Genomic DNA, 21,661 nt, shown 5'->3' with positions numbered 1-21,661 from the left:
CAGCCGTGCGTCAGGTACGTGTCGCCAGTGCTGCTTCCAGCGCCGGCCGGTAGCTGCGGCTGACAGGTAGCTGCACATCGTCGGCCAACACAAGCAGCGCATCGCCATTGTGACGCTCGATCAGTGATCGCACCCGCAGCGGATTCACCAGTATCGAACGATGCACGCGCAGCAGCCCTCCCCCCGCCAGTCGCCCGGCCAGCTGTGCCAGAGGTTCGCGAAGCAGATGCAGTTGCTGTCCTACGTGCACGCAGGCGTAGTGTCCGGCCATGTCGACATAGTCGATCTGCGCCAGCGGCACATACTGGACGCCACCGGTACCAGGTACTGCCAGCGCCTGCGCACCGTGGTCCGTAGCCGGTGCCAGCCCCGCCAACCGGCGCACGCGCTCGATCGCTTCCTGCAGGCGCGGCGCCGCCACCGGTTTAAGCAGATAGTCGGCTACGCCCAGTTCAAAGGCGCGCAGCGCGTGCTGTGGTAGCGCGGTGACGAAGATGGTGTGTGCCGCCAGCGCCGGCTGCTGCTGCGGCAACTCCCAGCCGCGACCGTCGGGCAGCACCAGATCCAGCAGCAACAGATCGAATCGGCGCCCCCGCAGCTGCTCGCGTGCCTGCGAAAGAGTGGCGGCTTCGGCATCGATCCGGACCTGCGGAATGTCAACCAGCAACTGGCGCAGGCGGCCACGCGCCAGTGCAACGTCGTCCACCAGCAGGACACTCAATGGACGCGTCATGCGACGACCTCCGGCAGGACCAGCCGTGCACGGTAGCCACCGTGCTCGCTGCCGGCCTGCAGCCTGCCTCCCGACAACGCCAGCCGCCGCTGCACCGCAGCGTGGCCAGTACCCAGGCCATCGCTCGTAGAGGGGCGCATGCAGGGATTGAACAGCGTCACCTCAAGCAGGCCTCCTTCCACCTGCGCATGCAGCTCGATCCGCAAGGGCGCATCACCGGGCTGCCAGCCGCTGTGCAGGACCGCGTTCTCGATCAACGGCTGCAGCAGCAGGCCCGGCACCTGCCACGCCAGGGCCTGGGCGCTGGCCTGCAGGTGCAGCTGCAGCGCCTCGTCGCGCAGCAGCGACTGCAGGGCCACATAGTCCTGGGCGGCTCCGAGCTCATCGGCCAGGGCGCGATGCGGCGGGCATTGCAGGGTATCGCGAAGCAGCGAGGACAGCTGTGCCAACGCCATGTCCGCCATGCCGGGGTGCTGCAGGGCCAGGCCACCAATGGCGTTGAGTGCATTGAACAGGAAGTGGTGCTGCAGATGTTGGCGCAGGGCGGCTTCACGGGCCTGCCGCAGCACCTCCGACTGCGCCTTCAAGCGCTGCAACCCGGCCAGGCCATGACCCACGCCCGCCACCGCGATGAAGGTCGGCAATGCGAACAACGCCGTGATACCGATCGCACGCATCACCTGCGCCGGTGCAGGCCAGGGTCGCGCCTGCCACTGTTGCAGCAGCAGGTGGCCCAAGGTCCATCCCAGTGCGGTCAGCAATGGGGTCAGCAGCAGGCCCAGACCCAGCCAGCCAATCAGATGCCGGCGTCCAGGCAGTGGCCAGCGCCGGCACGCTGCCCACAACGCCGGCGTCGCCAGCATCCAGGGCAGCTCGGCGCCCAGGATGAACAACGCCGCCGGCAGCAGACCACCGGGTGTCTGGCTCAGGTGTACTGCAGGCACCGCGGTGGCGATCAACAGCCCCCACAGGGCCAGCATCACCCAACACGGGCGTGGCAACGAAAGTGGCGGCTCTGCGGCAGGCAGCAGGAAGTCAGGGGAAACAGGCATGCAGGGATTCAAACCGGAAACGGGCACCATGCTAGGTGCCCGCACCGGATCGTTCCCGTGCCGGAAGCAAGGGGCTCATCCACGCATGGCGTGGATTCCCTCCAACCCCGCAATCAGTTGGCTTTCGCAGCCTCTGCATTCCACGCCGCGACCTTGGCCTTGGTATCTGCAAGCATCTTGTCCAGCGCGGCGCGGTCATACACGTTGCCGCGCAGGATCACGCTGTCGATTTTTTCGGTGGCAGCAATGTCCTGCAGCGGGTTGGCGGTCAGCAGCACCAGATCGGCGGCCTTGCCCTGCGCGACTCCACCATAACGGTCCATCTGGCCGAACCAGGACGGGCCGGAACGGGTTGCGGCCGACAGCGCCTGCGGTGCGCTCAGGCCCTCCTTCACGAACAGCTGCAGCTCCTGGTGCAGGGCGATGCCCGGGAAGTTGAACGAGTTGAGGAAACCCGCATCGGTGCCCGCAATGATCGTCACACCGGCTTCCTGCAGCATCGGCAGCACCGCCGCGACCTGGTGATACTGCGCGTGGCGCGCTTCGATCTGTGCCGGCGTGGCCTTGGCGGCACGGTCGACGCGCCACTGGTAGGTCGCGCGCAGGCCCGGACCGATATAGGCCAGGTACGGATCGTTGGCGTGGTCATCCTGGTCGAGGTAGTCGAGGATGCGGCCGCCGTTGAGGGTCGGGGTCACGAATACGCCGCGCTTTGCGAAATCGCGGTACGCGTGCATCGCCGTGTCGCGGTCGAAGCTGGCGTCGAGGCGCCGGTTGGCTTCGGCGCGGTCGATGCGACCGGCACCGAAGTCGGCAGCGATCTGCGCTTCGTCCTTGCTGCCGGCCTTGAATGCGTAATCCAGATGCTCGATCGAGGCCAGGCCGGCATCGACCGCCTGCTCCACGGTCAGTGCCATCGGAATATGCCCCGAGGCCTTGAAGCCGGCCTTGCGCGCAGCACTGGCCGAGTACAGGAACAGTTCCGGCTTCAGCGTGCTGTCGGTGATCTTCACGAAATCAACCTTGTCGTGCTGCAGGCGGGTGATCGCCTTGTCGGCGTCAGCCTCGCTCCCCACCTCGATCGTGCCCTTCCAGACCGGCTTGATGCCTTCGATCTTCGCGCCCGAACTGAGCAGGCGCGGACCAAACAGCGTGCCCTTTGCGATCTCGCCGCGCCACTGCAGCACCTGCTCGGGCAGGTCACCGGAACAGTCGCGCACGGTGGTGATGCCGTGCGCGATATATAGCGGCAGCAGCGCCTTGTTCTCTTCGATCAGCGCCGGGCCACCGCCGAAATGCACGTGCATGTCCCACAGGCCCGGGATCAGGTACTTGCCCTTGGCATCGATCTGGCGGGCAGCGCTCCACTGGCTGTGCATCGTGGCGTCCGGGCCGACGGCGACGATGTCCTCGCCACGGATCACCACGCTCTGCCCAGCCAGGGTGCTGGCGTGCTCGACATCGACCACGGTGGCATTGCGGATCAACAGGTCAGCGCGCTCGGCGGCCGAGGCCGACAGCGGGGCCACCGCAAGGAGGATGGCAAGGGACAACGGACGGGAACGGAACATGGACAGCATCCTGGTGGGCACGCGCAGCGTGCAGGGTGGAAGGGGACGGTCTTCAGCGTGCCGCGCCGTGCTGGCGCAGCAGGGTTTCAATTCCGGTATAGCCGCGCTGGCGCGCGTGCGCCAGCGGCGTCACGCCGTCGCCGTCGGCCAGTTCGGGGTCGGCGCCGGCCTCCAGCAGCAGCTGCACGATCTGCACGTGGCGCGCGCCGCCATCCCCGAGCAGGATCGCTTCCAGCAGCGCGGTCCAGTGCAGGCGGTTGACATGGTCCACAGCGACGCCGGCACGCAGCAGCGTGCGCACGGTGGCGACGTGGCCGCGCTCGGCGGCGGGAATCAAGGCGGTGCCGCCGTAGCGGTTGGTGCTGCGCAGGTCAGCGCCATGCGCCAGGGTCATCGCCAGGATCTCGTCCAGTCCACGCGCGCCGGCGTACAGGTAGGCGCTGTCCTGCAACGCATCCTTGGCGTTGACGTCGGCGCCGGCTTCGATCAGTTCACGCGCGGCATCCACGTTGTTGCCGTGCGTGGCCAGCAGCAGCGCGGTGCGGCCCTGGCCATCGCGCGCCTCCAGATCGGCGCCGTCTTCCAGCGCTCCGCGCACCGCCTCGGCATCGCCGCGGGTGGCGGCATCGCGCAGGCGGCCATCAGCCGAGCCCGCGGTGGCCGAACAGGCTGGAATGCCCATCGCCAGCAGGCACAGCAGCAACAGGCGCCCCATCGGAGCGGGCCAGCGATGGCAACGATGGATTCGCATCTTCGGTTCTCCTGTGCGGCGAGCACTGCGGGCGATGCCGGTACAACCGGGGCGCGGTGCTTGCTGCCCCCTCCCCTGCATGGTAGAAGTCGTCACGCGCATCCAGAAGTGAAATGTTCAAATGCAAGACAGTGCCAAATCGAATAGAACGCTGTTCGAACTGGACCTGCTGCGGGCGCTGGTGATGGTGGCCGACTGCGGCAGCTTCACCACGGCGGCCACGCGCCTGCATTCGACCCAGTCCACGGTCAGCCAGAAGGTGCGCCGACTGGAGGAACTGGCCGGGCATCGCCTGCTCGAACGCGGCCACCGCGACGTACACCCCACCGACGCCGGTCACACCCTGCTTGGCTACGCGCGGCGCATGCTCGACCTGAACGAGGAAATGGCGCAGGCGCTGGCCGGCGCCACCGTGGAAACCGCAGTGCGCATCGGCGTGCCCGAGGACTTCGTCAACGCACAGACCACGCGCATGCTGGCCGCCTTCAGCCGCCGCCACCCACAGGTGAAACTGGAGATCAGCAGCGGCCTCAGCCGCGACCTGGCCCACGGCTTCGACCATGGCGAGCTGGACCTGGTGCTGGTCAAGCAACGCCGCAACACGCGCCAGGCGGTGCACTGCCGGCGCGAGCCGATGCACTGGATCGACAGCCTGCGCAGCAGCTGCCTGCAGCAGGACCCGTTGCCGCTGGTCACCTTCCCGCCGCGCGGGCTGTACCGCGACGAGATGATCCACGCCGTGGAGGCGCTGGGCCTGCGCTGGCGCATCGCCTTCACCAGTTCGTCGCTGAGTGGCATCCAGGGCGCGGTGGCCGATGGCATCGGCATCAGCCTGCTGCCACGCCGCGCGGTCACCCGCGATCACCGCATCATCGATGGCGAGCGCGAGCTGCCGGTGATCGACAACTACGAGATCGGCCTGCTGCATCGCGCCGATGCCGATGATGCGGTGCGTGCGCTGGCCAGCGAACTGTGGCGCCAGGTGCAGCGCGAACCGGACTGACCACCGCACCAGAGGTAGTGCCGGCCGCTGGCCGGCAACCTCGACAGCCACATTGTCCAGCGCGGGCATGGATCTCGCGCATTGATCATCGATATCTGATCAGACCCGCCGCACCAGGGCACTACATCGCCGGCTACGGTGCCTGTTGTTTCCGTGCTCCACGGCGCCTTGCCATGTCCGACGAAATCCCCGCCCGCTTCGATCCCCTGCCCGCTGCCCTGCAGACACATCTGCAGCACCAGCGTTCGCTGATCGCTGCGCGCGTGGCCGCCGGCTTTCCGACGCTACCGGTGCAGTGGCCGCTGCCGGCCGCCACGCTGCAGCGCGTGGTCGATGCCGAGCTGATCGACCGCAACGACTGCGATGGCTGGGAAGCGCTGGGCGTGGCGTTCGGTGACACCCTGGCCCAGCGCGTGCCGGGCCTGGCCTGGATGCAGGTCACCGATGCCTGGGGCATTGATGCGGTGCTGCGTTATGCCGACAGCAGCCTGCAGATCGGCGCCAGCACGCTGCTGCTCAAGCGCGTCGAGCAGGGCGAGGTCATCGACATCGCCCATCTGCTGGCGTGGCTGGAAGAGTTCGTCGCTACCCGCGCCGACGATTACGTCTGAAAAGCCGCCAAGCGTGGCTCGGCGCTACACGGGTTGGCCCGGCGCGGATCTACAGCCAGCGACCGTCAACCACTACGCGTCGTTCCACCGGCACCCCGGCCACAGCGGCCGGGCCGTGATCGGCACGCGCCGCCACGAAAGTGGCCGGATGCCCTTCCACAAGACCGTACTGCGGCAAGCCGATCACCTGCGCGGCATGGGTGGTCACCATGTCCAGCGCCAGCATCAGGTCGGCATCGGTATGGAAGCCGGAGCGGTAGCCCAGCAGCATCGCCCGCTGCAACAGATCGCCGTTGCCATACGGCCACCAGCAGTCACGGATGTTGTCGTTGCCGGCAAACACGCGCACGCCGGCATCATGCAGCGCGCGCAGCGGCGGGAACGCATGATCACCCGGCGCGTTGCTCATGATCGCTACGCCGGCCGTGGCCAATGCTTCGCCCACCTGCAGCGCGCGCGACAGCGGCACCTCGCCCAGCGAATAGGCATGACTGACCGCCACCCTTCCCTGCAGGCCGGCGGCCCGGGTCCGCGCGGCGATACGCAGCAGCTGGGCCAGGCCGGTTTCGCCGGGCTCATGCAGGTGGATGTCCAGCTGCACGCCATAGCGCTCGGCCAGGCCGAACAACAGTGCCAGCTGGCCCTCGGCATCGCCATCGAGCGTGGTGGGGTCGATGCCACCGAGCACCTCCACGCCAGCGGCGAGCGCCTGCTCCAGTACGGCGGCGGTACCCGGGCAGGACATCACGCCGGCCTGCGGGAACGCCACCAGCTGGACATGCATGATGTCGGCACAGCGCAGTGCGGCCTCGCGCACCGCTTCCAGATGACGCAGGCCGGTGCTGCCATCGATGTCGACATGGCAGCGCATCGCCACGGTGCCAAAGCCGCTGCACTGGCGGATCAGCGCCTCGGCACGATCGACCATCGGCGCCGCAGCCGCCACTGCCGCCTTTTCCACCGCCAGCCGCTCACGCAGGCTGTTCACCGGCTGATGCGGGTGCCAACGGTCGCCGACGAAGCTCTTGTCGAGGTGAATGTGGCCATCGACCAGCCCGGGCAGCACCGCGAAGCCCTTCAGATCGACGCATTCCGCCTCATCGGCAGGCGCAGCATCGCCATTGAGCCCGCTGATGCGGCCATCACGGATATGGAAATGCAGCGGTGCGCCATCGCGGTCAACGCCACCGTGGACGAACTGCAGGGTCATCGGGAACTCCAGGAAAGCCAGGACTGGCGCCATCCTGCGCCTCGACACAACCATCGGCCAACGAAATATCTGGATGGCACGCATTCACCAGAGCGATGAATGCCCCTGCGACCGCCGGTCGCAGCGACACCGTGCACACCGCTGAACAGGTACCATAGGCGCCTGTTTCCGCTGTGATGCCACATGGGCCCGTCCGACCGCCACGATCGTCTCCGCCGCTGGCAGGCCGCGTCCCTGCTCGCCGCCGCGCCGATCGCCAGCCTGTCCGCCACTGATGCTGCGGCCGCTGCGCCGCTGCAGTCGCCGCCGGGCCAGCAGCGCATCGCCCCGGCTGCACTCGTCGAGCGCCTGCACCAGCGCGTGCTGTCCGGACAGAGCGCGACCGCCACCCTGGAACACTGGTGCGCCGAACATGGGCTGGCCGAACAGGCACGGGTCCGCGCGGTGCGCGTGCACGGCCAGGACAAGACGGCACCGGCCGACGTGCTGCAGGCACTGGGCGCGAAACCCGGCACCGACCTGCGCTATCGCCGCGTGCAGCTGGTCTGCGGCAGCCGCGTGCTGTCCGAGGCCGACAACTGGTACCTGCCTGGCCACCTCAGCCCGGCCATGAACCAGGTACTGGACAGCACCGACGAACCGTTCGGTCGCGTGGTCGGTCCGCTGGGCTTCCAGCGCCAGACCCTGGCCGACCAGACCTTCTGGCCGCCACGCGGCGAAGGCGACCACGGCGTGATCCTGGAAGTGCGCGCCCTGCTGCGTGACCGCCAGCAGCAGCCTTTCAGCTACGTCATCGAGTCGTACCTGCTGCAGGCGCTTCCGTAACGCGCCCTGGCGCCGGGCATCCGCCGGTGCTACGGGCCCGCCATGCCGTTGGCGGCCGGGTCCACCGAGAACACGAAACGCCCACCGTGCTGGTCCCTGCCCCATGTCATCGGCGCCGTGGCAAGGCTGTAGACCGGGGCCGCCTTGTCCATGCCGATTGCTTCGGACCAGGCACTGAAATCCTCATCGGTGCGGCTGCGGATCTCGCCAACACACAGGCTGTAGCCGCAGGCAAGGGACACCAGCGTGCCGTCCTGGCCCATGAGCCGGTTGGCGGCCGTCCTGTACAGGCGGGTCAGGTCCTGCACTTCGGGGTGGCCGGCCGCATCGCGCTCGAACTGGCTGATTGCCTGCGCGAAAGCCTTGTCGGAACCCAGCAGCGCCTCGCTCTTCTGCACGGACACCGCACCCTCGCTCAGCAGCATGCGCTCGCCCTCGAGGAAGTGCCCCTCCGTTCGCGCGGGCCCAGCGGCAGCCGTCGTGGCGCTCGATGCCGTTGCCGCGCGCGATGGCCCAGCGTGCTCCGCTGGCTGCGCGTGAGGCTGCGCAGGCCCAGCATTGGCCACCTCCGCGGCATCCTCCACGCTGGCCGCCTGCTTGCCACTGCAACCTGTAACAGCCAGCACTGCAATCACGCTCCACACCCTGACATCCATGCGCATCCTCCTCCGGGTAGCGTCACAGCATGCCACGCACGCAGCGGCTACACGGGTGCGCTGCACAAAGAAAAGCCCGGCAATGCCGGGCCTTTCGTTCGCCTGCGGGATCAACGGAACCGGTAGTCCAGCTGCACCCAGTACTGGCGGCCATACGGATCGTAGTTGCCGACCGGATAGAACGGCCAGCCGCCTCCGTTCTTGTCCGCCGGTGGGCGGCTGTCACGCAGGTTGTTGACGATCACACCCACCGACAGATTCTCGCCAAACTGGCGGAACACGCTGGCGTTGTAAGTCATGTACGGCGCGATGCGGCCACTGCCATCGGTCTTCGGCAGCGAGCCGAAGCGGTTGCCGTACAGCGTGGTGGTCCAGTCACCCTGGTTCCAGGTGATGCTGCCGTTGGCCTTGCTGCGCCACTGGTAGTCATCCAGCGAATTGCGGATGTCACGCTCCGGATCATCGGAGAACTGTCGGTATTTGTGCTCCAGCACCACGGTGTAGGCCAGGCGCGTGGTGAAGCGGCCATAGCGGCCGGCATCGAAACGCCAGTTGCCCTTCAGGTCCAGGCCGCGGACCGATTCGGAGGCCGCATTGATCGGATTGATCAGCACACGGGTCACCTGGTCCGGCTGCACGGTGGCATTGGACGGATTGCGGATCACCCGCGACAGCGCGTCCTGGCACAGCGGCGAACCGATATCGCGCGCTTCGCCGCCCAGCGTGCGGCCCAGCCGGCAATCGGCCTCGTCGCGCAGGATACGGCTGGTATCGAGGCTGGTCACCTCGTTGTCGATGCGGATGTCGTAGTAGTCGGCACTGAAATCCAGGCCGGACAGCGGCGACCAGACCACACCGAAGCCATACGACTTGGCCGTTTCCGGCTGCAGCTGCGCGTTGGCGCGGTTGCTGTAGTCGATCGACAGGCCGTTGTAGTCGCAGTTGTCATACGACTGGCCGGCGGTGCGGCAGCGCCAGTAGTCGGTCATGCCCGGGTTGTAGCCACGGGTCTCGGTAGCGAACACGTAGTTCATGTCCGGCGCACGGAAGCTGGTCGCCGCAGAGCCGCGGATCAGCAGGCTCTCGATCGGGCGGAACTCGACGCCGAAGCTCCAGGTCGCCTTGCCGATGTGCTCGCCGCCGGCACGGTACTGGTCATAGCGTCCGGCCAGCGTGGTGGTCAGCGACTGCAGCAGCGGCAGCTGCAGTTCCACGCCCGCGGCGTAGCGGTCACGCTCGCCGCCGGCACCGATACCGGCGCTGGTGTTCCAGAACTCACCGGTTCCCAGCCGCGGGTCCGGGCGGTTGCGGTAGCCCTGGCTGCCGGCTTCGACCACCGCTGCCAACGCAGCGTCACCACCGGGCAGCGCGAACAGGCGGCCGTTGACGCTGGCGCTGAAGGTCTGCAGCCACGCCGCGTTGCGGCTTTCCTGGTAGCCGGACAGGCCCTGGTACTCCTCCGGCGTCAGCGGTTTGAACAGTCGTGCCGGGTCCGGTGCATAGATCTCGACGCCGTTGCGCACGCCCAGCTTCGGGCCAAGCAGGTATTCGTTGATGCCGGCCAGCAGCACCGGACGACGGGTACGGTTCTCGTAGCGCGAACGGCTGTAGACCGCTTCGTAGTCCCAGCCGCTGTCGCCGATCTGGCCACGCGCGCCGACGTTGAACGACCACGAGTTTTCCAGGAAACGGTTCGCGTTGCGCGGCAGGCCACCGATTTCTTCCGGCGCGAAGCGGCGGTACCAGCTTTCCAGGTTGCCGGTGGTCCGGTTGTAGAAGTAGTTGCGGGCCGAGGTCCAGGTAGGCGCACGGGTGTTGTTGGTGATGCGCGCACTGCCCACCGCCAGATCGGCGAACAGATCGGTGGTCTCGTTGACGTGGAAGGTCAGCAGGCCATAGCCGTTGAGGTTGCGCTTCTGGGTCTGCACGGTCCAGTAGCTGGCGGCGGCCTCGTTGCTGCCGCAGTACCACCCCTGGCGCGGGTTGTTGGCGCGGAACACGCTGCCGCCATAGATGCCCGACGCCGCGTCGCAGCCAGTGACGCCCGGATCGATGTTGCGGCCAGTGGCGGCATTGCGGCGATAGGCGATCGCAGTCGCCTGCGGCGCCTTGCCGGCCGGATCATCGTCCAGCGAATCCATGAAGTCGCGCTGGCGCGCATGGATCGCCTTGCGCACATCGAACTCGAAGCCGAACAGCGCGTCCCAACGCTCGCCGGAACTGCCACCGACAACCTGCGCGCGCTGGTTGTCGCCACCGCCCTGCTGGGTGCCACCGGCGCGCACGTTCACGTCCACGCCCTCAAAGCGGTCCTTGAGGATGATGTTGACCACGCCGGCGATCGCATCGGAGCCGTATACCGCCGACGCACCTGCCGCCAGGACCTCGATGCGCTCGATCAGCGCACTGGGAATGTTGGCCAGGTTGACCACGTTCACCGAGCCCTCGTAGGCCAGCGGGTAGTCGGCCTGGCGGCGGCCGTTGACCAGCACCAGCGTGCGGTTCGGGCCCAGCCCGCGCAGGTTGATGGTGTTGGCGGCCGGGGTGAAGGTGTTGCCGAAGTCCTCGCCCTGCACGTTGCCGGTGTTCTCGGTCAGCGCGCTCAGCGCATCGAACGCGTTGCGGTAGCCCTGCGCGTCGATCTGCTCGCGGCTGATCACCGTCACCGGCGACGGCCCTTCGACGCTGGCGCGTGGAATGCGCGAGCCGGTGACCTTCACTTCCTGCAGCGAGGTGGGTGCGCTTTCCTGCGCGAAGGCCGGCAACGAGACCAGCATCAGGGACGACAGCGCGAGCACCAGCGGACGCGGGCGCAGCGCCTTGTGAGAGGCGGACATGGGCTTCCTGGGGGAGTGGGTGGTGGTACGGGGCCAGCGGCCTGTGCGGCACATAACGATCCCGTAACGAAAGTGTCCTGAATGGGTGGTTTCAACGGAAATGACCAGCCCTGATGGGCTTATGCCTGAACCGAATCAGACCCGGCCCCAGGCCCGCGCCGTTTTTGCAATGTTTTGAATGGTCTGGCTCTGCGGGCGAGGCCATCGTTGCCGGAATGATGACCTCGTACCCGACCCCTACCCTTCCCCCCCTGCGCCCGGTGCTGCGCCGCCACCTGCTGCAGTTGCAGGCAGCGCCGGTCACCCTGCGTCCGTTCCAACGCACCGATCTGCCACGCTGGCGCCTGTTCGATGACCGCCGCCGGCGCGGCCGCCGTCACCCCGGCGGCATCGACGAGGAAGCCCGCTTTCTCGCCCACATGCATCGTTCCCGCCTGGAGCAGGACAACGACCAGCTGCTGCTGGGGGTGTTCGACGATGAACACAGCACGGTGCTGGACCAGCTGCACATCCGGCTGCAGTCGCTGCACGCGCGCAGCGCCGAACTGCTGTCGCTGCAGCATTGGCACCCTCATGCCGATGCCGCGCTGCGGGCACTGTGCCCGTTCCTGTTCGAGGATGTCGGCCTGCATCGCCTGTTCGTGATGCTGCCGCCGGACTGCAGCGCGCCGTTCGCCAACGCGCTGCGAGCCTTCGGCTTCGAACAGGAAGGCGTGCTGCGCGACCATCATCTGGGCCTGGACGGATGGCAGGACCGCCAGTTGCTGGCACTGACCGCGCCGATGTGGCGCCGCCAGCATCCGGCGCTGGACTAGCGCACCCGCTCCAGCGCGTTGCCGGCACCGGTCAGCACCGAGCAGGCGTGGTCCTGCAGCTCTTCGGCGCTGGCCTCGTTGCCGGTGCCGGCGTCCACGCGGGTGGCCAGCAGGATGAAGCCGGGGCCACCCTGCACTGCGTCCCGGCCGGCCACGACCAGGCTCCACTGGCCCACGTCGTCCACGCCTGCGAGGTCATGGGCCAGCAGATTGAGCGGATTCGCGGTCAGCTCCGCCCCCGGCAGCAGGCGTGCCTGGTACTGATGACCGCGCAGCAGCACCGGCAGCGCTGCCCACTGGGTGCCCAGCTCACCGGCATGGGCCTCCAGTGCCTGCAGCACGTCGGCACGCAGGCAATCCACGTGGATATGCAGCTGATGCTGCGAGCGGCCATGCGGTGAATTCAGTGCCAGGCTGGCGACGCTGCGCGGCAGCGGTTGGCCCAGCGCCTGCTCGGTATGGCTGCGCGCCCGCCAGGCCGCCGCGAAGTAGTTCGGTGCCCCCCGCTGGTAGAGACCGCGGTTCTCGATCCCGCTGATCTTGTCCAGCGGCATCAACAGGAACTGGTAGTCGCCATGCGCATCCTTGACCAGCACATCGCGCCGATCCGCCGCCGTCTCCACGCGCAGGCAGTCGCCGCGCGGGCCCTCGGCGCCCCGGCAGTCACGCTCGATCAACCGCCACAGCGCATCGGAATGGGCCGGCGGCGGAGGCGTACTGGCACAGCCAGCCAGAACGGACAGGGACAACAGCAGCAACAGACGGGACACGGCACTCACATCGATGGCACGACCCACGGCCGCGCCGCCTAGTGTAGCCTGCGCCCTCAGCCAGGCAGCGCCTCCGGCGCCTCGGCTTTTTCCTCCACCTTGCCCGGCGTGTACTTGGTCGCGCCGAAGTACAGCACGCGCCACTGGCTCAGGTTGCCGATGAACCAGTGCGCCACCGAGTCATGGCCATAGCCATCGAAGAACGTCTCCACCTCCGGCGGCAGCAGCGTGGTGTTGTCCCACGATTCCAATGTGACGCGCTCGGCCATCGTCAGCGTCGCACCGCGTTCACGGCGCCGGCGCAGCCCGACGATCTTGCCCAGCATCGTGTCGTTCTCCTTCTCCAGCCCGCGGCGTTGTTTCCGCACGGCAGACAGCTCGTCATCGCGGGCTTTCAGTTCGTCGGAAACCCGGTTCCACTCGGCGGTCCTGTCCGCATTGCCCTGCTCGGCCAGATGCAGATTGTCATTGCTCCACGGGGACGGCAGCTGCGACTGGCGGCGACGCAGGGTCCGCACCTGTTCAAGCAGCGCATCCTCGCGCGCGGCCAGGCGTTGCATCGATGGCAGCTTGTCACCGCGCGCCACGCGCACGCGCAGCCAGCGGTACAGCAGCTCCATGTGCGAAGCCTGCACGTCTTCCATGCGTCCACGCTTGACCCGCACCGCCTGCAGATAGGCGTTGAACACCGCCTGCAGCTCAGGATCCTGCTTGTCGAACTCGGCCTTGACCTGATCTTCGAGGAGGCTGATCGGATTCAGCAGCACACCACCGGCCTGCGCCATGTCGTACATCTCGTTCAGCGCAAAGCGCGCGATGCTGTTCTGCCGCCCCTGATGCTGGGGGTCATAGCCCCCGCCCACGTCCGAATGCACGCCGGGGAACCAGATCTCCACCGTGTTGGCCGGATACAGCGCGTGCTCGCGGGTCGAATCCAGCGGGAACTGGCCGCGCAGTTCATGGGCAGCGGTCATGTGCACCGACTGCTCCACGATTTCCGGAACGCCCATGCCTTCGGCCCAGCCGGTATGGCCATTGCGGTAGTTCACCGCGGCCGCCGCCAGGCTCGGCCACACCGAGCACACCGTGTCGAACACGCCCATGAAGCCGATGCGCAGGGGGATGCGTTCGCGGTACAGCCAGGTGCCGTCAGCCTGCCGCCGGCAGCGCGCGGCGAGGTCGCGGGCGAACGCCCGTGCCGAGGCCGCCCCGCGCGAAAACCCCAGCACCGACACGCTGACCACCAGGATCCGCATCGGCTCCGGCTGGGTATCGATCAGTTCGTCCAGCGCCTGCAGCGCGAAATCGATGCGCTCGCGCCCACCCTTGCCGATCGACAGTCCCAGCAGGCCACCGCTGTCACCGACTTCCGGGCATGGCGTCCCCACACCGGACAGGTACTGGCGCTTGCTGTTGGGGCGATCCCTTACATGCGCGTCGTAAAGGCGGGCGATGTTGGAAAGGGCCCGCTCTCCCTTGTCCTTGTCCAGTTCCTCCTGGCGATTGTTGCCGGTGCCGTCGAAGAACACGCTCAGGTGCAGGCTCTGGGTACAGCCCGTGGTGGCGGCCTCCTTGTCGGGTACCGTTTTACACATCGCTTCCTGGCGACGGCGACGCTCGGCATCGCTCAACGGGCGTGTGCCGCGGGCCAGCCGCGCCGTGCGCGCGGTGCCCTCGGCCTGGGCTACCGGATCGGGAGTGCCGGGCTCGAGATCCACCTGCCCCGGAATCGCGGTCGGATCAGTACTGGTCATGGTCCTTGTGCTCCTTCGGCACTGGCATGCGCCGCACATTCCATTTGTTGACACCCTTGTCCAGCAGCTCGGCCTCGACATGGCCGTCCGGATAGAAATGCAGCAGCAACGTCGCGGGGTTCGGCGGATAGGGGGTCTTCAGCGGCACCACGGCCTCGCGTGGCACGCGGTGCCCTTCACTCAGGTAGCGGTTGGTCGCCAGGTCATAGCGATTGGCCTCGATCCAGCGCACGCGCACGCTGTCCGGCCCCTTGCCCTGCGGCGCCCGCGGGCCCATCCCGGAGCCGCCATTGGTGTACCCGTCCAGCCCGCCCAGATACTGCCCATCGACGCGCACGTCGGCGAGGTAGTACGGGCTGTAGTTGAACGCAAACAACGACATGATCGGCGTCTTGCCGCGTGCCATCGCCCGGCTGCAGCCCACGCCCATCACCAGCACGGCGATCACCGCCAGCATGCTCCACCACAGGTACTTGTTGCTCATCATCGCGATCCCGCTCCGTTCAATCCCAGCTTTCTTCCAGGGGCCAGACTTCGTCGCCGATATCGGCCGCGCTGCGCCGCCCGCTGGCGAAGTCCTGCAGGCGCTGCTGCCATGCCGGGTCCTCGCCGAGATCCGTACCGGCCAACAGCGCCCAGGTCGCCACCATCACCACGCGGCGGCTGTCTTCGATGCCGGCCGCAGCGGCCGTCGCCACCACGCGCCGAAAGAAGGTGTACCAGCGCGCCCGTGGCAGGCGCGCCAACAGCTCGGGGTCGGTCAGCTGGAAGTGGTCGATCAGGGTATAGGGGTAGCTGGCGTCGATCAGGGCACGCCGCTGCGGTGCCTCCAGCACCCACGGTGGTTCATGCGGATCCTGCGCGGCGTCGTGCAGATCCAGGTGCGCCCATTGCAGGTCGTGCCGCAGGTACCACCAGCGCTCCCCCAGCGCCAGGAATGCACGGCACTGCGGCTCATCGAGCACCTGCACCCACCAGGGCAGCACGCGCGCATCGAAGAAGCGCGCCAGGAACTCCTTGCCGTTGGGGTAGCTGGCATCCAGGCGCCGTTGCAGGCGCTGCTGCAACGCCTCTGCGGTCAGGGTCGTGTCGATCAGGCTGAGCAGGCCCGGCGAGCGTGCCTGCGCAGCCGCCCGCTGCAGGAAGCGATCGATGTCCATGTCACGCGGCAGCCGTGCCAGGAACACGCTGGCGTCCTCGCTGCCGTCGGCCAGCAGGCCATCAAACAACCGCAGCGGCGTCCACGGCAGCGTACGCAGCACCTGCGAGGGTTGGTCGCACTGCGCGCCATCCAGCAGCACGAAGCGCTGCGCTTCCGCTTCCAGTGGCGGCAGCGCGAGAGGTGGGAAATGCCAGTCCCGGGTCACGCTCAGCCTCCCTTCGGCGTCAAGGGCGCCGCGCGTTGCGCCGCCAGCAGCAGGCATTCCTTGCACACGGACTGCGGGAACACCGGCAGCGGGTAGCGACTGCCTCCCCCCGGCAGGAATGACTTGCGCCCTGCGTGCACCGTGATGCGCCCGGGCGCATTGAAGACGATGTTGCTGCCGCTGATGGTGATGCTGGCGCCCGCCGAGGTGGCCACGTGGACGGTGCGGCCCGCTCCGAGTTCAACAGCGCCCTGGGCGCTGGCTGCGCGCAGCGACTGCCGCGACTGCATGCCCACACGATCCTGCTGCGCCTTGATATCCAGCACCTGCTCCGCACTGGCCATGGTCAAGGCAGGCACCGTTGCATCGGCGCCCTGCAGGGTTGCGGCGAGCACACCGATGGCCTGGCGGCCGTGCCAGCGCGCCTGCCCCATGACCGTCGCATCGCTGTGCTGGCCACTGCCCAGCACCAGGGTTTCACCCTGCGCCCACTGCAGTCCCTGGCCGGCCACCATCACCGCGCCGGCGGGGGCAGAGAGGCCAAGCAGCGCGTCGCCGCTATGCGGAACGGACCCTTCTGCCGCCTCCGCGCTGCGTTGAGGGGCGGCGCCGACCGCCGCCTGCATCGTCTCGCCGGGCACCGTGCTGCGTACGCTGGCCAGCAGTACAGGCAGCGGCGCGCGCGTACCATCCAGCCGGGAGTGCTGTGGCGACTGCACCCCGAGATGCGACGCGGGCTGCACCGTCAGGTGGGTCGCCGCGGCGCGGGCCTGGCGCTCGGCGAGTGTCGCCAACTGCTGCAGCAGCGCCGCGGCCTGCGGGGCGGCGCCGGCCGGCTCCTCGCCACGATGCTGATAAGCATCCATCCAGAGCCCGCGTTGCCCGCGGACACTGCCCCAGGCATCACTGCGCAGTTCGAAACCCGTACCACGCAGGCTGCCGCGATAGTTGTCCGCCCGGTGCCGCAGATGACCCAGCGCCAGCGCCGTGGTCTGCTGGCTGCTGGCCAGCTGTGCGCCCAGCTGCTGGTCGCTGTCGTCGAACAGCAGGTGGTTCCAGCCCTCGCCCTGCCACTCGCGGGACTGAACGCCCCACAGCGCGCCGGCGTTCCGATGCGCCGCTTCGCCCGCCGCCGCCGCATGCCAGGCCGGTGCCTGGCCACCGCCCAGGTTGGCCTGCGCGCTGCCCCCTCCATCGCGTGCCTGCGCATAGGCCGAGGTGTCCAGCTCCGCGTTCGCCCCGGCCGGTGTCGGCGCGACCCCGGCCTCGCCGCGCCCGTTGTACAGCGCGCCCAGGACCAACGGGCGGTCGATGTCTCCCTCGAGGAATCCGATCAGCACCTCCTGGCCGATACGCGGCAGGAACTGGCTGCCGACACCGGGGCCGGCATAGCGCTGCGCCACGCGCAGCCACGCACTGCCCGCATCACCCTGCTCGCCCTGGAAATGGAAACGCACCCGGATCCGTCCCAGCGCATCGGCATGCAGTTCACCGCCGTCACTGCCCTGCCCAGCCACCACGATCGCGGTCTGGTAACCGGGCGCCAGCGGTCGCGGATTGCGCCGGGCACCGGTGCCATCGTCCAGCACCGGGCGCCAGCGCTGCTCCCGCTGCAGGGCGACGAAATCCTGTGCATAGCCCTGCTCACGTGCCTGGCCAAGCAACGTACCGAACGGATCGGGCGCCGTATCCGCGGCCAGTGCATGGCGCAGGTCTGTCGGCAGATTGTTCACGCCCGCATGCTCGACCGTCACCAGCAGCAGCTCCGTCGGCAAGGCGCCCGGCGTGCCGGTCAGCACCCAGGCCTGTCCCGCATCGGCGCTGCGGACGCTGCCGCGCCCGCACCACTGGCGGGCCTGCGCGTCCAGCGCTTCCACCACCAGCCGCGCATGGTGCTGCAGCTCGGCCGCATCGGCGAAGGCGTGCGCCCCCACCGGATCGTAATCCTCCCTTGCCCCTTGCGCTGCAGCCTGCACCGGCAGCTGGCCGGCCAGCGAGCGCACGCTGCGGTAGTCGCTGCTGTGCAGCTGCACGTCGGTGCTCTGCAGGCGGCGCAGCTGCCCCAGCTGCTGCACGCCATCACTCTGCTCGGTGCCATCGGCGCGGTGGAAGCGGATGCCACCGGCTGCCTGCGACGCGGCGGCTTCCGGCAGCAGGGTCGAATCGGCGAACAGGAAAATGCCATGCCCCGCCGTTGCGTCCTCCGCCTCCTGCACGCACCAGCCCAACCCTTCTTCGGCCAGCAGCCGCTGTACGAAGGCCAGATCGGTCTCGCGGTACTGCACGCAGTAACTGCGGGGCCGTGAGCGGGACAGCATCCCGTCGACCTCATCGCTCCAGCGCCAATGGGCATGTTCGGGGTACGCCTGGAACACCGCATCCAGGATGTCGCGCACGCTCTGTTCCTGGAAAACACGGCTGCGGCGCGCCTGGTCGAGCCACCAGGTCCAGTCACGCAGGGTGACCCGGTAGCGCGCCAGCCCGCCATCGCTGCCCACGCATCGCGCATCGGCAATGACGCCGTGGCGCGGCCAGTCCCGGCCATCGGCCAGCCGTGCATGCAGGCACGCCGGTTGCCCAAGCCAGCTGGCCAGTGGCAGCGACGCGTCCAGCGCGAGCACATCGATCTGCAGCTGGCGCCCTTGCGACAGGGCATCATGGCCCTGCCAATGGTCGACAACGACCGCCGGCGTGCCGGGTAGATCCAACCGATACAGGCGGCTGCCGGCCTCCAGGCCCGCTGCCTGCACCATGAGGTTGCGAATCGCTTCCATGGCGTTCCTACCGTTGCTGCCCCGGTAGCCGGAGGCAGGTCCTTCCCCTGTAGGACGACGGTAGCAGATGGAAAACCACGGCGCACGCCCGCGCCGTCACGCCGGATTAACGTTCCGGATCAATAGGTTCCGTAGGAGACTTCCACCGCCACGGGCTTGCCCCCGTCCTGCACCGGTTGCAGGATGAAGCGGTCCAGCGCGCTGCTGTCATCACCCAGTGGCGTGCTGCGGAACTGCAGGCGATAGGTCGCCCCGGCCTGCACGCTGCCATCGGGCAGCAGCCGTGCGCTGGCCGGAAGCAGCAGCCCGCCCAGATCGCTGTAAGCCTCCGGCGCATCACTGAAACCGTAGTCGACGAGTTCATCGGTGCGACGCATTTCGTAGACCCGCGTCGGCCAGGGAGGTGCCGCACTACGGCCATTGCGCAGATCGGTCACCCACTGCTCCGGCAACTGGTAGACCTTGCGCAGCGCGGTGTCATCCAGCTCGGCACTGGCTACCTGCAGGCAACACACCACGCGCTTGCTCTCGCGGTCGTAGATCGAGAAGCGCGCATCGCGGGCCACGGCCGTGGGCAACAGCGCGAACGGAACGTCCCGCAATGCAGGCTCGGCACCATCGCGGGAACCGAGATTGCGCCAACCGCCGAAGGTCGGCTCAGCGGCCTGCGCCAGCGGCGCAGCCAGGCAGAGAGCCAACGCCAGTCCACCGGCGGCGCGTCCGATCCAGTTCTGCATGTCGTTCATCCATCGATGGCGTCAGGCCAATCAGTTTCGTGAGGATGCCATGAAGGTGGAGCGGTTGCCATGCTATGCGCTCCGGCCGGCGAGCCCGCCCCCGCCCATTGAAAACCCATCACTGGCCTTCGGACGCCATGTATGCAGTCTGGTGTCCGGTAAAGCGGACACCGTCGAATCCGAAGCAGAAACGCCCGTCGTTGATTGAACGGTAAGCCAGTATCGCTCCGACCAGGCAGAACTGCTGCGCATCCACGGACGTTTCCACCTTCCCATAAGTGGTCGGCTCTCCTTTGCTGGACAAAGGGCCGGACAATGCGTCGATCGGCAACGGATAAACCACCCCGCTCCGGGCGTTGATGACGACCACCGAGCGCTGGAAGTACTCAGGCCATTCCTCCAGCTCCGCCACGATGTAGTGCCCATTGAAGTTCGGCCGCTGCTCGGCGATCACCTTGTCGATCTGGGCACGATGACGATCATCACAGAAGTTGATCGGACTGCTCAGGAAAGCGCACCCGGAATGAGGGGAGAGCATCTTGACGCCGGCATATCGTGCGTTGCCCGCTGTTGTTGCAGGCACTTCCTTCGTCGTGGTGACCGCCCCCGTCGGCGGCACAACTGCGGCCGGGTTCTCCGATGAATTCGGCTTCCCCGTGCAAGCGGCGGCCGAAAGAAGAAGGCCGAGCAACAGCACAGGCTGCAGTCCCCGCCAGACGCTGGTATTGCCCTTCATCATCGTTCTGCGTTCCAGGATTTCGACAAGAAGCGCGCGAACCGCCGGAGTGGACTCCACGTTTTCCCTGTTCGCGCCATCGCCTGCCCTTCTTGATCAGGCCCAATCGGGCGTACATATCAACTGTGACTTCTGTGCATCACCGGCCTGGGGGCCCAGCATTGGCCTTTCGCCGCGCCGGCTGCGCGCATCATCGGGAAACTCCGATCCCAGCGCCATGCGGGTTCGCGCACGCGCCTGGTCCAATGGCAGATCGATCAGGATGCCGATGGGCGTGGGTGCGGTTCCCAGATGGGCAACCACCCTGTAGACCGGCAGGCCATGGAAATCGGCCTTGACGCAGAAGTACGCCATCCCGAACGCCTCATCGCGTTCGCAGGGTTCCGGCGTGTGCAGGGCCAGGTAAGGGTTCGCGGGCCGGCCTGATTCAGCACTGAGGTTCCAGCCCTTCGGCTGGCAATCGAGCAATCCGTCAAAGAGCGTTTCAGTGCTGTCCGGATCACCCGGCAGCGGCGGCTCCGCCTGCGCGGCATGGGCGTCGGCCTTGATCTGTGCCTCGATGGCGGCCTGCGCACGGCGGGCGGTGTCGGCCTGCTCGACATCCTGTGAGGTGGCTTGCCGGCACGCCGCCAGCGACAGCACAAGGCTGGCCAGGAACAGCTGACGCAGCGCAGCGGGGCGTTGACGATTCACTGACCTGTCCTGATGCATGACTCCCGGCCTCCCAGAGGTGAAGCGCCCGATTGGCACGCAGAACGCTGCGCCGCATCACCCACGGGCGCAGCAGACCGACGCCGATTCCCGTATGCCTGCGGCCAACCGCGCGCACTGTTGCGGGCCACCGCTGACGCCCGGTCCCGAATCTAGTAGGTCCCGAACGGAACCTCGATCTTCAAGGCTGCCCCGCCCTTGGAGGGCTTCAAGGTGTAGGTATGAACACCACCGTCTCCATCGGCCAGCGAGGTCTCGCGGCGCTGGACCGTATAGCGCTCGCCGGCGATCTCCAGGATGTTCGCCCCCACCGCCCGCGCGTCCGGCGGCAGCAGCAGGCCTCCGGCGGCTTCACGTTCTTCCTTGAAGGTATAGCTGCTCATCGCACCCTGCACCTTCAGCAGCTGGACATGCGGGCGATAGGGCGCGGCATCGAGATTCCAGCCATTGGTCAGATCGGTGACCCACGGCCCGGGAATGTCAAAGCGATCCTGGAGCTCGCTTTCGCCCACCTCGGCACTTTCCACTGACAGGCAACACACTACCTTGCCCGCCTTGGCATCGTAGACCGCCCAGCGACTTCCCGCAGCTGCGGCATGAGGCAGCATGGAGAAGTGGAACTGCCGCTCCAGATCACTGTCGGAGACCCTGCGCCAGCCGCCCACTTCGGGAGGCTGCGCATGGCACCCCACTGCGAGCGCGACACCCACTACCAAAAGAGCAGCTCTAATCACGAAACCCGCCATCT

At 67.7% G+C, this 21,661-nt stretch carries 20 protein-coding genes; 4 read left to right on the top strand and 16 right to left on the bottom strand.

Features of this window, described 5'->3' with window-relative positions:
* Positions 1–10: 10 nt before the first annotated feature.
* The 4 genes from N5D91_RS07925 to N5D91_RS07910 all read right to left on the bottom strand — a co-directional run bounded on the left by N5D91_RS07925 (position 11) and on the right by N5D91_RS07910 (position 4,107).
* The gene (locus N5D91_RS07925; RefSeq protein WP_180854476.1) at positions 11–733 is read right to left on the bottom strand and encodes a LytTR family DNA-binding domain-containing protein; all 723 of its coding nucleotides are present in this window, start codon (positions 731–733) and stop codon (positions 11–13) included.
* Positions 730–1,785 (bottom strand): histidine kinase, encoded by a 1,056-nt coding sequence (locus N5D91_RS07920; RefSeq protein ID WP_248857886.1) that lies wholly within the window; start codon positions 1,783–1,785, stop codon positions 730–732. Before N5D91_RS07920 ends, N5D91_RS07925 begins: the two co-directional genes overlap by 4 nt.
* A 113-nt stretch (positions 1,786–1,898) precedes the next feature.
* Positions 1,899–3,356 (bottom strand): amidohydrolase family protein, encoded by a 1,458-nt coding sequence (locus N5D91_RS07915; RefSeq protein WP_180854478.1) that lies wholly within the window; start codon positions 3,354–3,356, stop codon positions 1,899–1,901.
* 52 nt (positions 3,357–3,408) lie between these two features.
* Positions 3,409–4,107 carry an ankyrin repeat domain-containing protein gene (locus N5D91_RS07910; RefSeq protein WP_180854479.1) on the bottom strand — a complete coding sequence of 233 codons (699 nt, stop codon included), beginning with the start codon at positions 4,105–4,107 and terminating at the stop codon, positions 3,409–3,411.
* Positions 4,108–4,228: 121 nt separating this feature from the next.
* Between N5D91_RS07910 and N5D91_RS07905 the strand changes: the two genes are divergently transcribed.
* Both N5D91_RS07905 and N5D91_RS07900 read left to right on the top strand, forming a co-directional pair.
* Entirely contained in the window at positions 4,229–5,110 is an 882-nt protein-coding gene (locus tag N5D91_RS07905) for a LysR substrate-binding domain-containing protein (RefSeq protein WP_110712619.1), read from the top strand.
* Positions 5,111–5,283: 173 nt separating this feature from the next.
* Positions 5,284–5,721, top strand: coding sequence for a DUF3806 domain-containing protein (locus N5D91_RS07900; RefSeq protein WP_153855570.1), 438 nt, complete (start codon positions 5,284–5,286; stop codon positions 5,719–5,721).
* A 49-nt stretch (positions 5,722–5,770) separates the two neighbouring features.
* Here N5D91_RS07900 and N5D91_RS07895 read toward each other — a convergent pair whose 3' ends face one another.
* Positions 5,771–6,931 (bottom strand): amidohydrolase family protein, encoded by a 1,161-nt coding sequence (locus N5D91_RS07895; RefSeq protein ID WP_180854480.1) that lies wholly within the window; start codon positions 6,929–6,931, stop codon positions 5,771–5,773.
* Between the two features lie 183 nt (positions 6,932–7,114).
* On the opposite strand from N5D91_RS07895, the gene N5D91_RS07890 reads away from it, so the two are divergent.
* Positions 7,115–7,756 (top strand): hypothetical protein, encoded by a 642-nt coding sequence (locus tag N5D91_RS07890; protein WP_153855572.1) that lies wholly within the window; start codon positions 7,115–7,117, stop codon positions 7,754–7,756.
* A 29-nt stretch (positions 7,757–7,785) separates the two neighbouring features.
* Here the strand turns inward: N5D91_RS07890 and N5D91_RS07885 are convergent, their stop codons facing one another.
* Both N5D91_RS07885 and N5D91_RS07880 read right to left on the bottom strand, forming a co-directional pair.
* Entirely contained in the window at positions 7,786–8,181 is a 396-nt protein-coding gene (locus tag N5D91_RS07885) for a hypothetical protein (protein WP_258011545.1), read from the bottom strand.
* Positions 8,182–8,522: 341 nt separating this feature from the next.
* On the bottom strand, positions 8,523–11,249 hold the full coding sequence (locus N5D91_RS07880; RefSeq protein WP_180854482.1) for a TonB-dependent receptor: 2,727 nt from the start codon (positions 11,247–11,249) through the stop codon (positions 8,523–8,525).
* 215 nt (positions 11,250–11,464) lie between these two features.
* Between N5D91_RS07880 and N5D91_RS07875 the strand changes: the two genes are divergently transcribed.
* Positions 11,465–12,064: a GNAT family protein gene (locus N5D91_RS07875; RefSeq protein WP_180854483.1), complete on the top strand. Its 600-nt coding sequence runs from the start codon at positions 11,465–11,467 to the stop codon at positions 12,062–12,064.
* Here the strand turns inward: N5D91_RS07875 and N5D91_RS07870 are convergent.
* The 9 genes from N5D91_RS07870 to N5D91_RS07830 form a co-directional block, all read right to left on the bottom strand.
* Entirely contained in the window at positions 12,061–12,834 is a 774-nt protein-coding gene (locus N5D91_RS07870; RefSeq protein WP_180854484.1) for a CDP-diacylglycerol diphosphatase, read from the bottom strand. The two genes, N5D91_RS07875 and N5D91_RS07870, sit on opposite strands and share 4 nt — an antisense overlap.
* A gap of 56 nt (positions 12,835–12,890) precedes the next feature.
* Positions 12,891–14,588 (bottom strand): DUF2235 domain-containing protein, encoded by a 1,698-nt coding sequence (locus tag N5D91_RS07865; RefSeq protein WP_180854485.1) that lies wholly within the window; start codon positions 14,586–14,588, stop codon positions 12,891–12,893.
* A complete protein-coding gene (locus tag N5D91_RS07860) occupies positions 14,575–15,072 on the bottom strand; it encodes a hypothetical protein (RefSeq protein WP_164161586.1) in 498 nt (165 codons plus the stop codon). The genes N5D91_RS07865 and N5D91_RS07860 overlap by 14 nt, the downstream gene beginning before the upstream one ends.
* A gap of 19 nt (positions 15,073–15,091) precedes the next feature.
* Positions 15,092–15,955 carry a DUF4123 domain-containing protein gene (locus N5D91_RS07855; protein WP_180854486.1) on the bottom strand — a complete coding sequence of 288 codons (864 nt, stop codon included), beginning with the start codon at positions 15,953–15,955 and terminating at the stop codon, positions 15,092–15,094.
* Between the two features lie 2 nt (positions 15,956–15,957).
* On the bottom strand, positions 15,958–18,729 hold the full coding sequence (locus N5D91_RS07850) for a type VI secretion system Vgr family protein (protein WP_180854487.1): 2,772 nt from the start codon (positions 18,727–18,729) through the stop codon (positions 15,958–15,960).
* A gap of 119 nt (positions 18,730–18,848) precedes the next feature.
* Positions 18,849–19,466: a decarboxylase gene (locus N5D91_RS07845; RefSeq protein ID WP_180854488.1), complete on the bottom strand. Its 618-nt coding sequence runs from the start codon at positions 19,464–19,466 to the stop codon at positions 18,849–18,851.
* 118 nt (positions 19,467–19,584) lie between these two features.
* Positions 19,585–20,202, bottom strand: coding sequence for a hypothetical protein (locus tag N5D91_RS07840; protein WP_279907106.1), 618 nt, complete (start codon positions 20,200–20,202; stop codon positions 19,585–19,587).
* A 96-nt stretch (positions 20,203–20,298) separates the two neighbouring features.
* Positions 20,299–20,952 (bottom strand): hypothetical protein, encoded by a 654-nt coding sequence (locus N5D91_RS07835; RefSeq protein WP_279907105.1) that lies wholly within the window; start codon positions 20,950–20,952, stop codon positions 20,299–20,301.
* Positions 20,953–21,065: 113 nt separating this feature from the next.
* Positions 21,066–21,659 (bottom strand): hypothetical protein, encoded by a 594-nt coding sequence (locus N5D91_RS07830; protein ID WP_110712632.1) that lies wholly within the window; start codon positions 21,657–21,659, stop codon positions 21,066–21,068.
* Between the last annotated feature and the right edge of the window lie 2 nt (positions 21,660–21,661).

This window comes from Stenotrophomonas sp. GD03794, assembly GCF_029842145.1.
GTDB lineage: Bacteria > Pseudomonadota > Gammaproteobacteria > Xanthomonadales > Xanthomonadaceae > Stenotrophomonas > Stenotrophomonas riyadhensis.
Note: the sequence above shows the minus strand (reverse complement) of the source record. Positions and strands in the feature narration are given on the sequence as shown.

Bases quoted from the DNA above. Each gene is read 5' to 3' on its own strand.
- N5D91_RS07925 (WP_180854476.1), bottom strand. From the start codon at position 733: ATGACGCGTCCATTGAGTGTCCTGCTGGTGGACGACGTTGCACTGGCG.
- N5D91_RS07920 (WP_248857886.1), bottom strand. From the start codon at position 1,785: ATGCCTGTTTCCCCTGACTTCCTGCTGCCTGCCGCAGAGCCGCCACTT.
- N5D91_RS07915 (WP_180854478.1), bottom strand. From the start codon at position 3,356: ATGTTCCGTTCCCGTCCGTTGTCCCTTGCCATCCTCCTTGCGGTGGCC.
- N5D91_RS07910 (WP_180854479.1), bottom strand. From the start codon at position 4,107: ATGCGAATCCATCGTTGCCATCGCTGGCCCGCTCCGATGGGGCGCCTG.
- N5D91_RS07905 (WP_110712619.1), top strand. From the start codon at position 4,229: ATGCAAGACAGTGCCAAATCGAATAGAACGCTGTTCGAACTGGACCTG.
- N5D91_RS07900 (WP_153855570.1), top strand. From the start codon at position 5,284: ATGTCCGACGAAATCCCCGCCCGCTTCGATCCCCTGCCCGCTGCCCTG.
- N5D91_RS07895 (WP_180854480.1), bottom strand. From the start codon at position 6,931: ATGACCCTGCAGTTCGTCCACGGTGGCGTTGACCGCGATGGCGCACCG.
- N5D91_RS07890 (WP_153855572.1), top strand. From the start codon at position 7,115: ATGGGCCCGTCCGACCGCCACGATCGTCTCCGCCGCTGGCAGGCCGCG.
- N5D91_RS07885 (WP_258011545.1), bottom strand. From the start codon at position 8,181: ATGCTGCTGAGCGAGGGTGCGGTGTCCGTGCAGAAGAGCGAGGCGCTG.
- N5D91_RS07880 (WP_180854482.1), bottom strand. From the start codon at position 11,249: ATGTCCGCCTCTCACAAGGCGCTGCGCCCGCGTCCGCTGGTGCTCGCG.
- N5D91_RS07875 (WP_180854483.1), top strand. From the start codon at position 11,465: ATGATGACCTCGTACCCGACCCCTACCCTTCCCCCCCTGCGCCCGGTG.
- N5D91_RS07865 (WP_180854485.1), bottom strand. From the start codon at position 14,588: ATGACCAGTACTGATCCGACCGCGATTCCGGGGCAGGTGGATCTCGAG.
- N5D91_RS07860 (WP_164161586.1), bottom strand. From the start codon at position 15,072: ATGAGCAACAAGTACCTGTGGTGGAGCATGCTGGCGGTGATCGCCGTG.
- N5D91_RS07850 (WP_180854487.1), bottom strand. From the start codon at position 18,729: ATGGAAGCGATTCGCAACCTCATGGTGCAGGCAGCGGGCCTGGAGGCC.
- N5D91_RS07845 (WP_180854488.1), bottom strand. From the start codon at position 19,466: ATGCAGAACTGGATCGGACGCGCCGCCGGTGGACTGGCGTTGGCTCTC.
- N5D91_RS07840 (WP_279907106.1), bottom strand. From the start codon at position 20,202: ATGAAGGGCAATACCAGCGTCTGGCGGGGACTGCAGCCTGTGCTGTTG.
- N5D91_RS07830 (WP_110712632.1), bottom strand. From the start codon at position 21,659: ATGGCGGGTTTCGTGATTAGAGCTGCTCTTTTGGTAGTGGGTGTCGCG.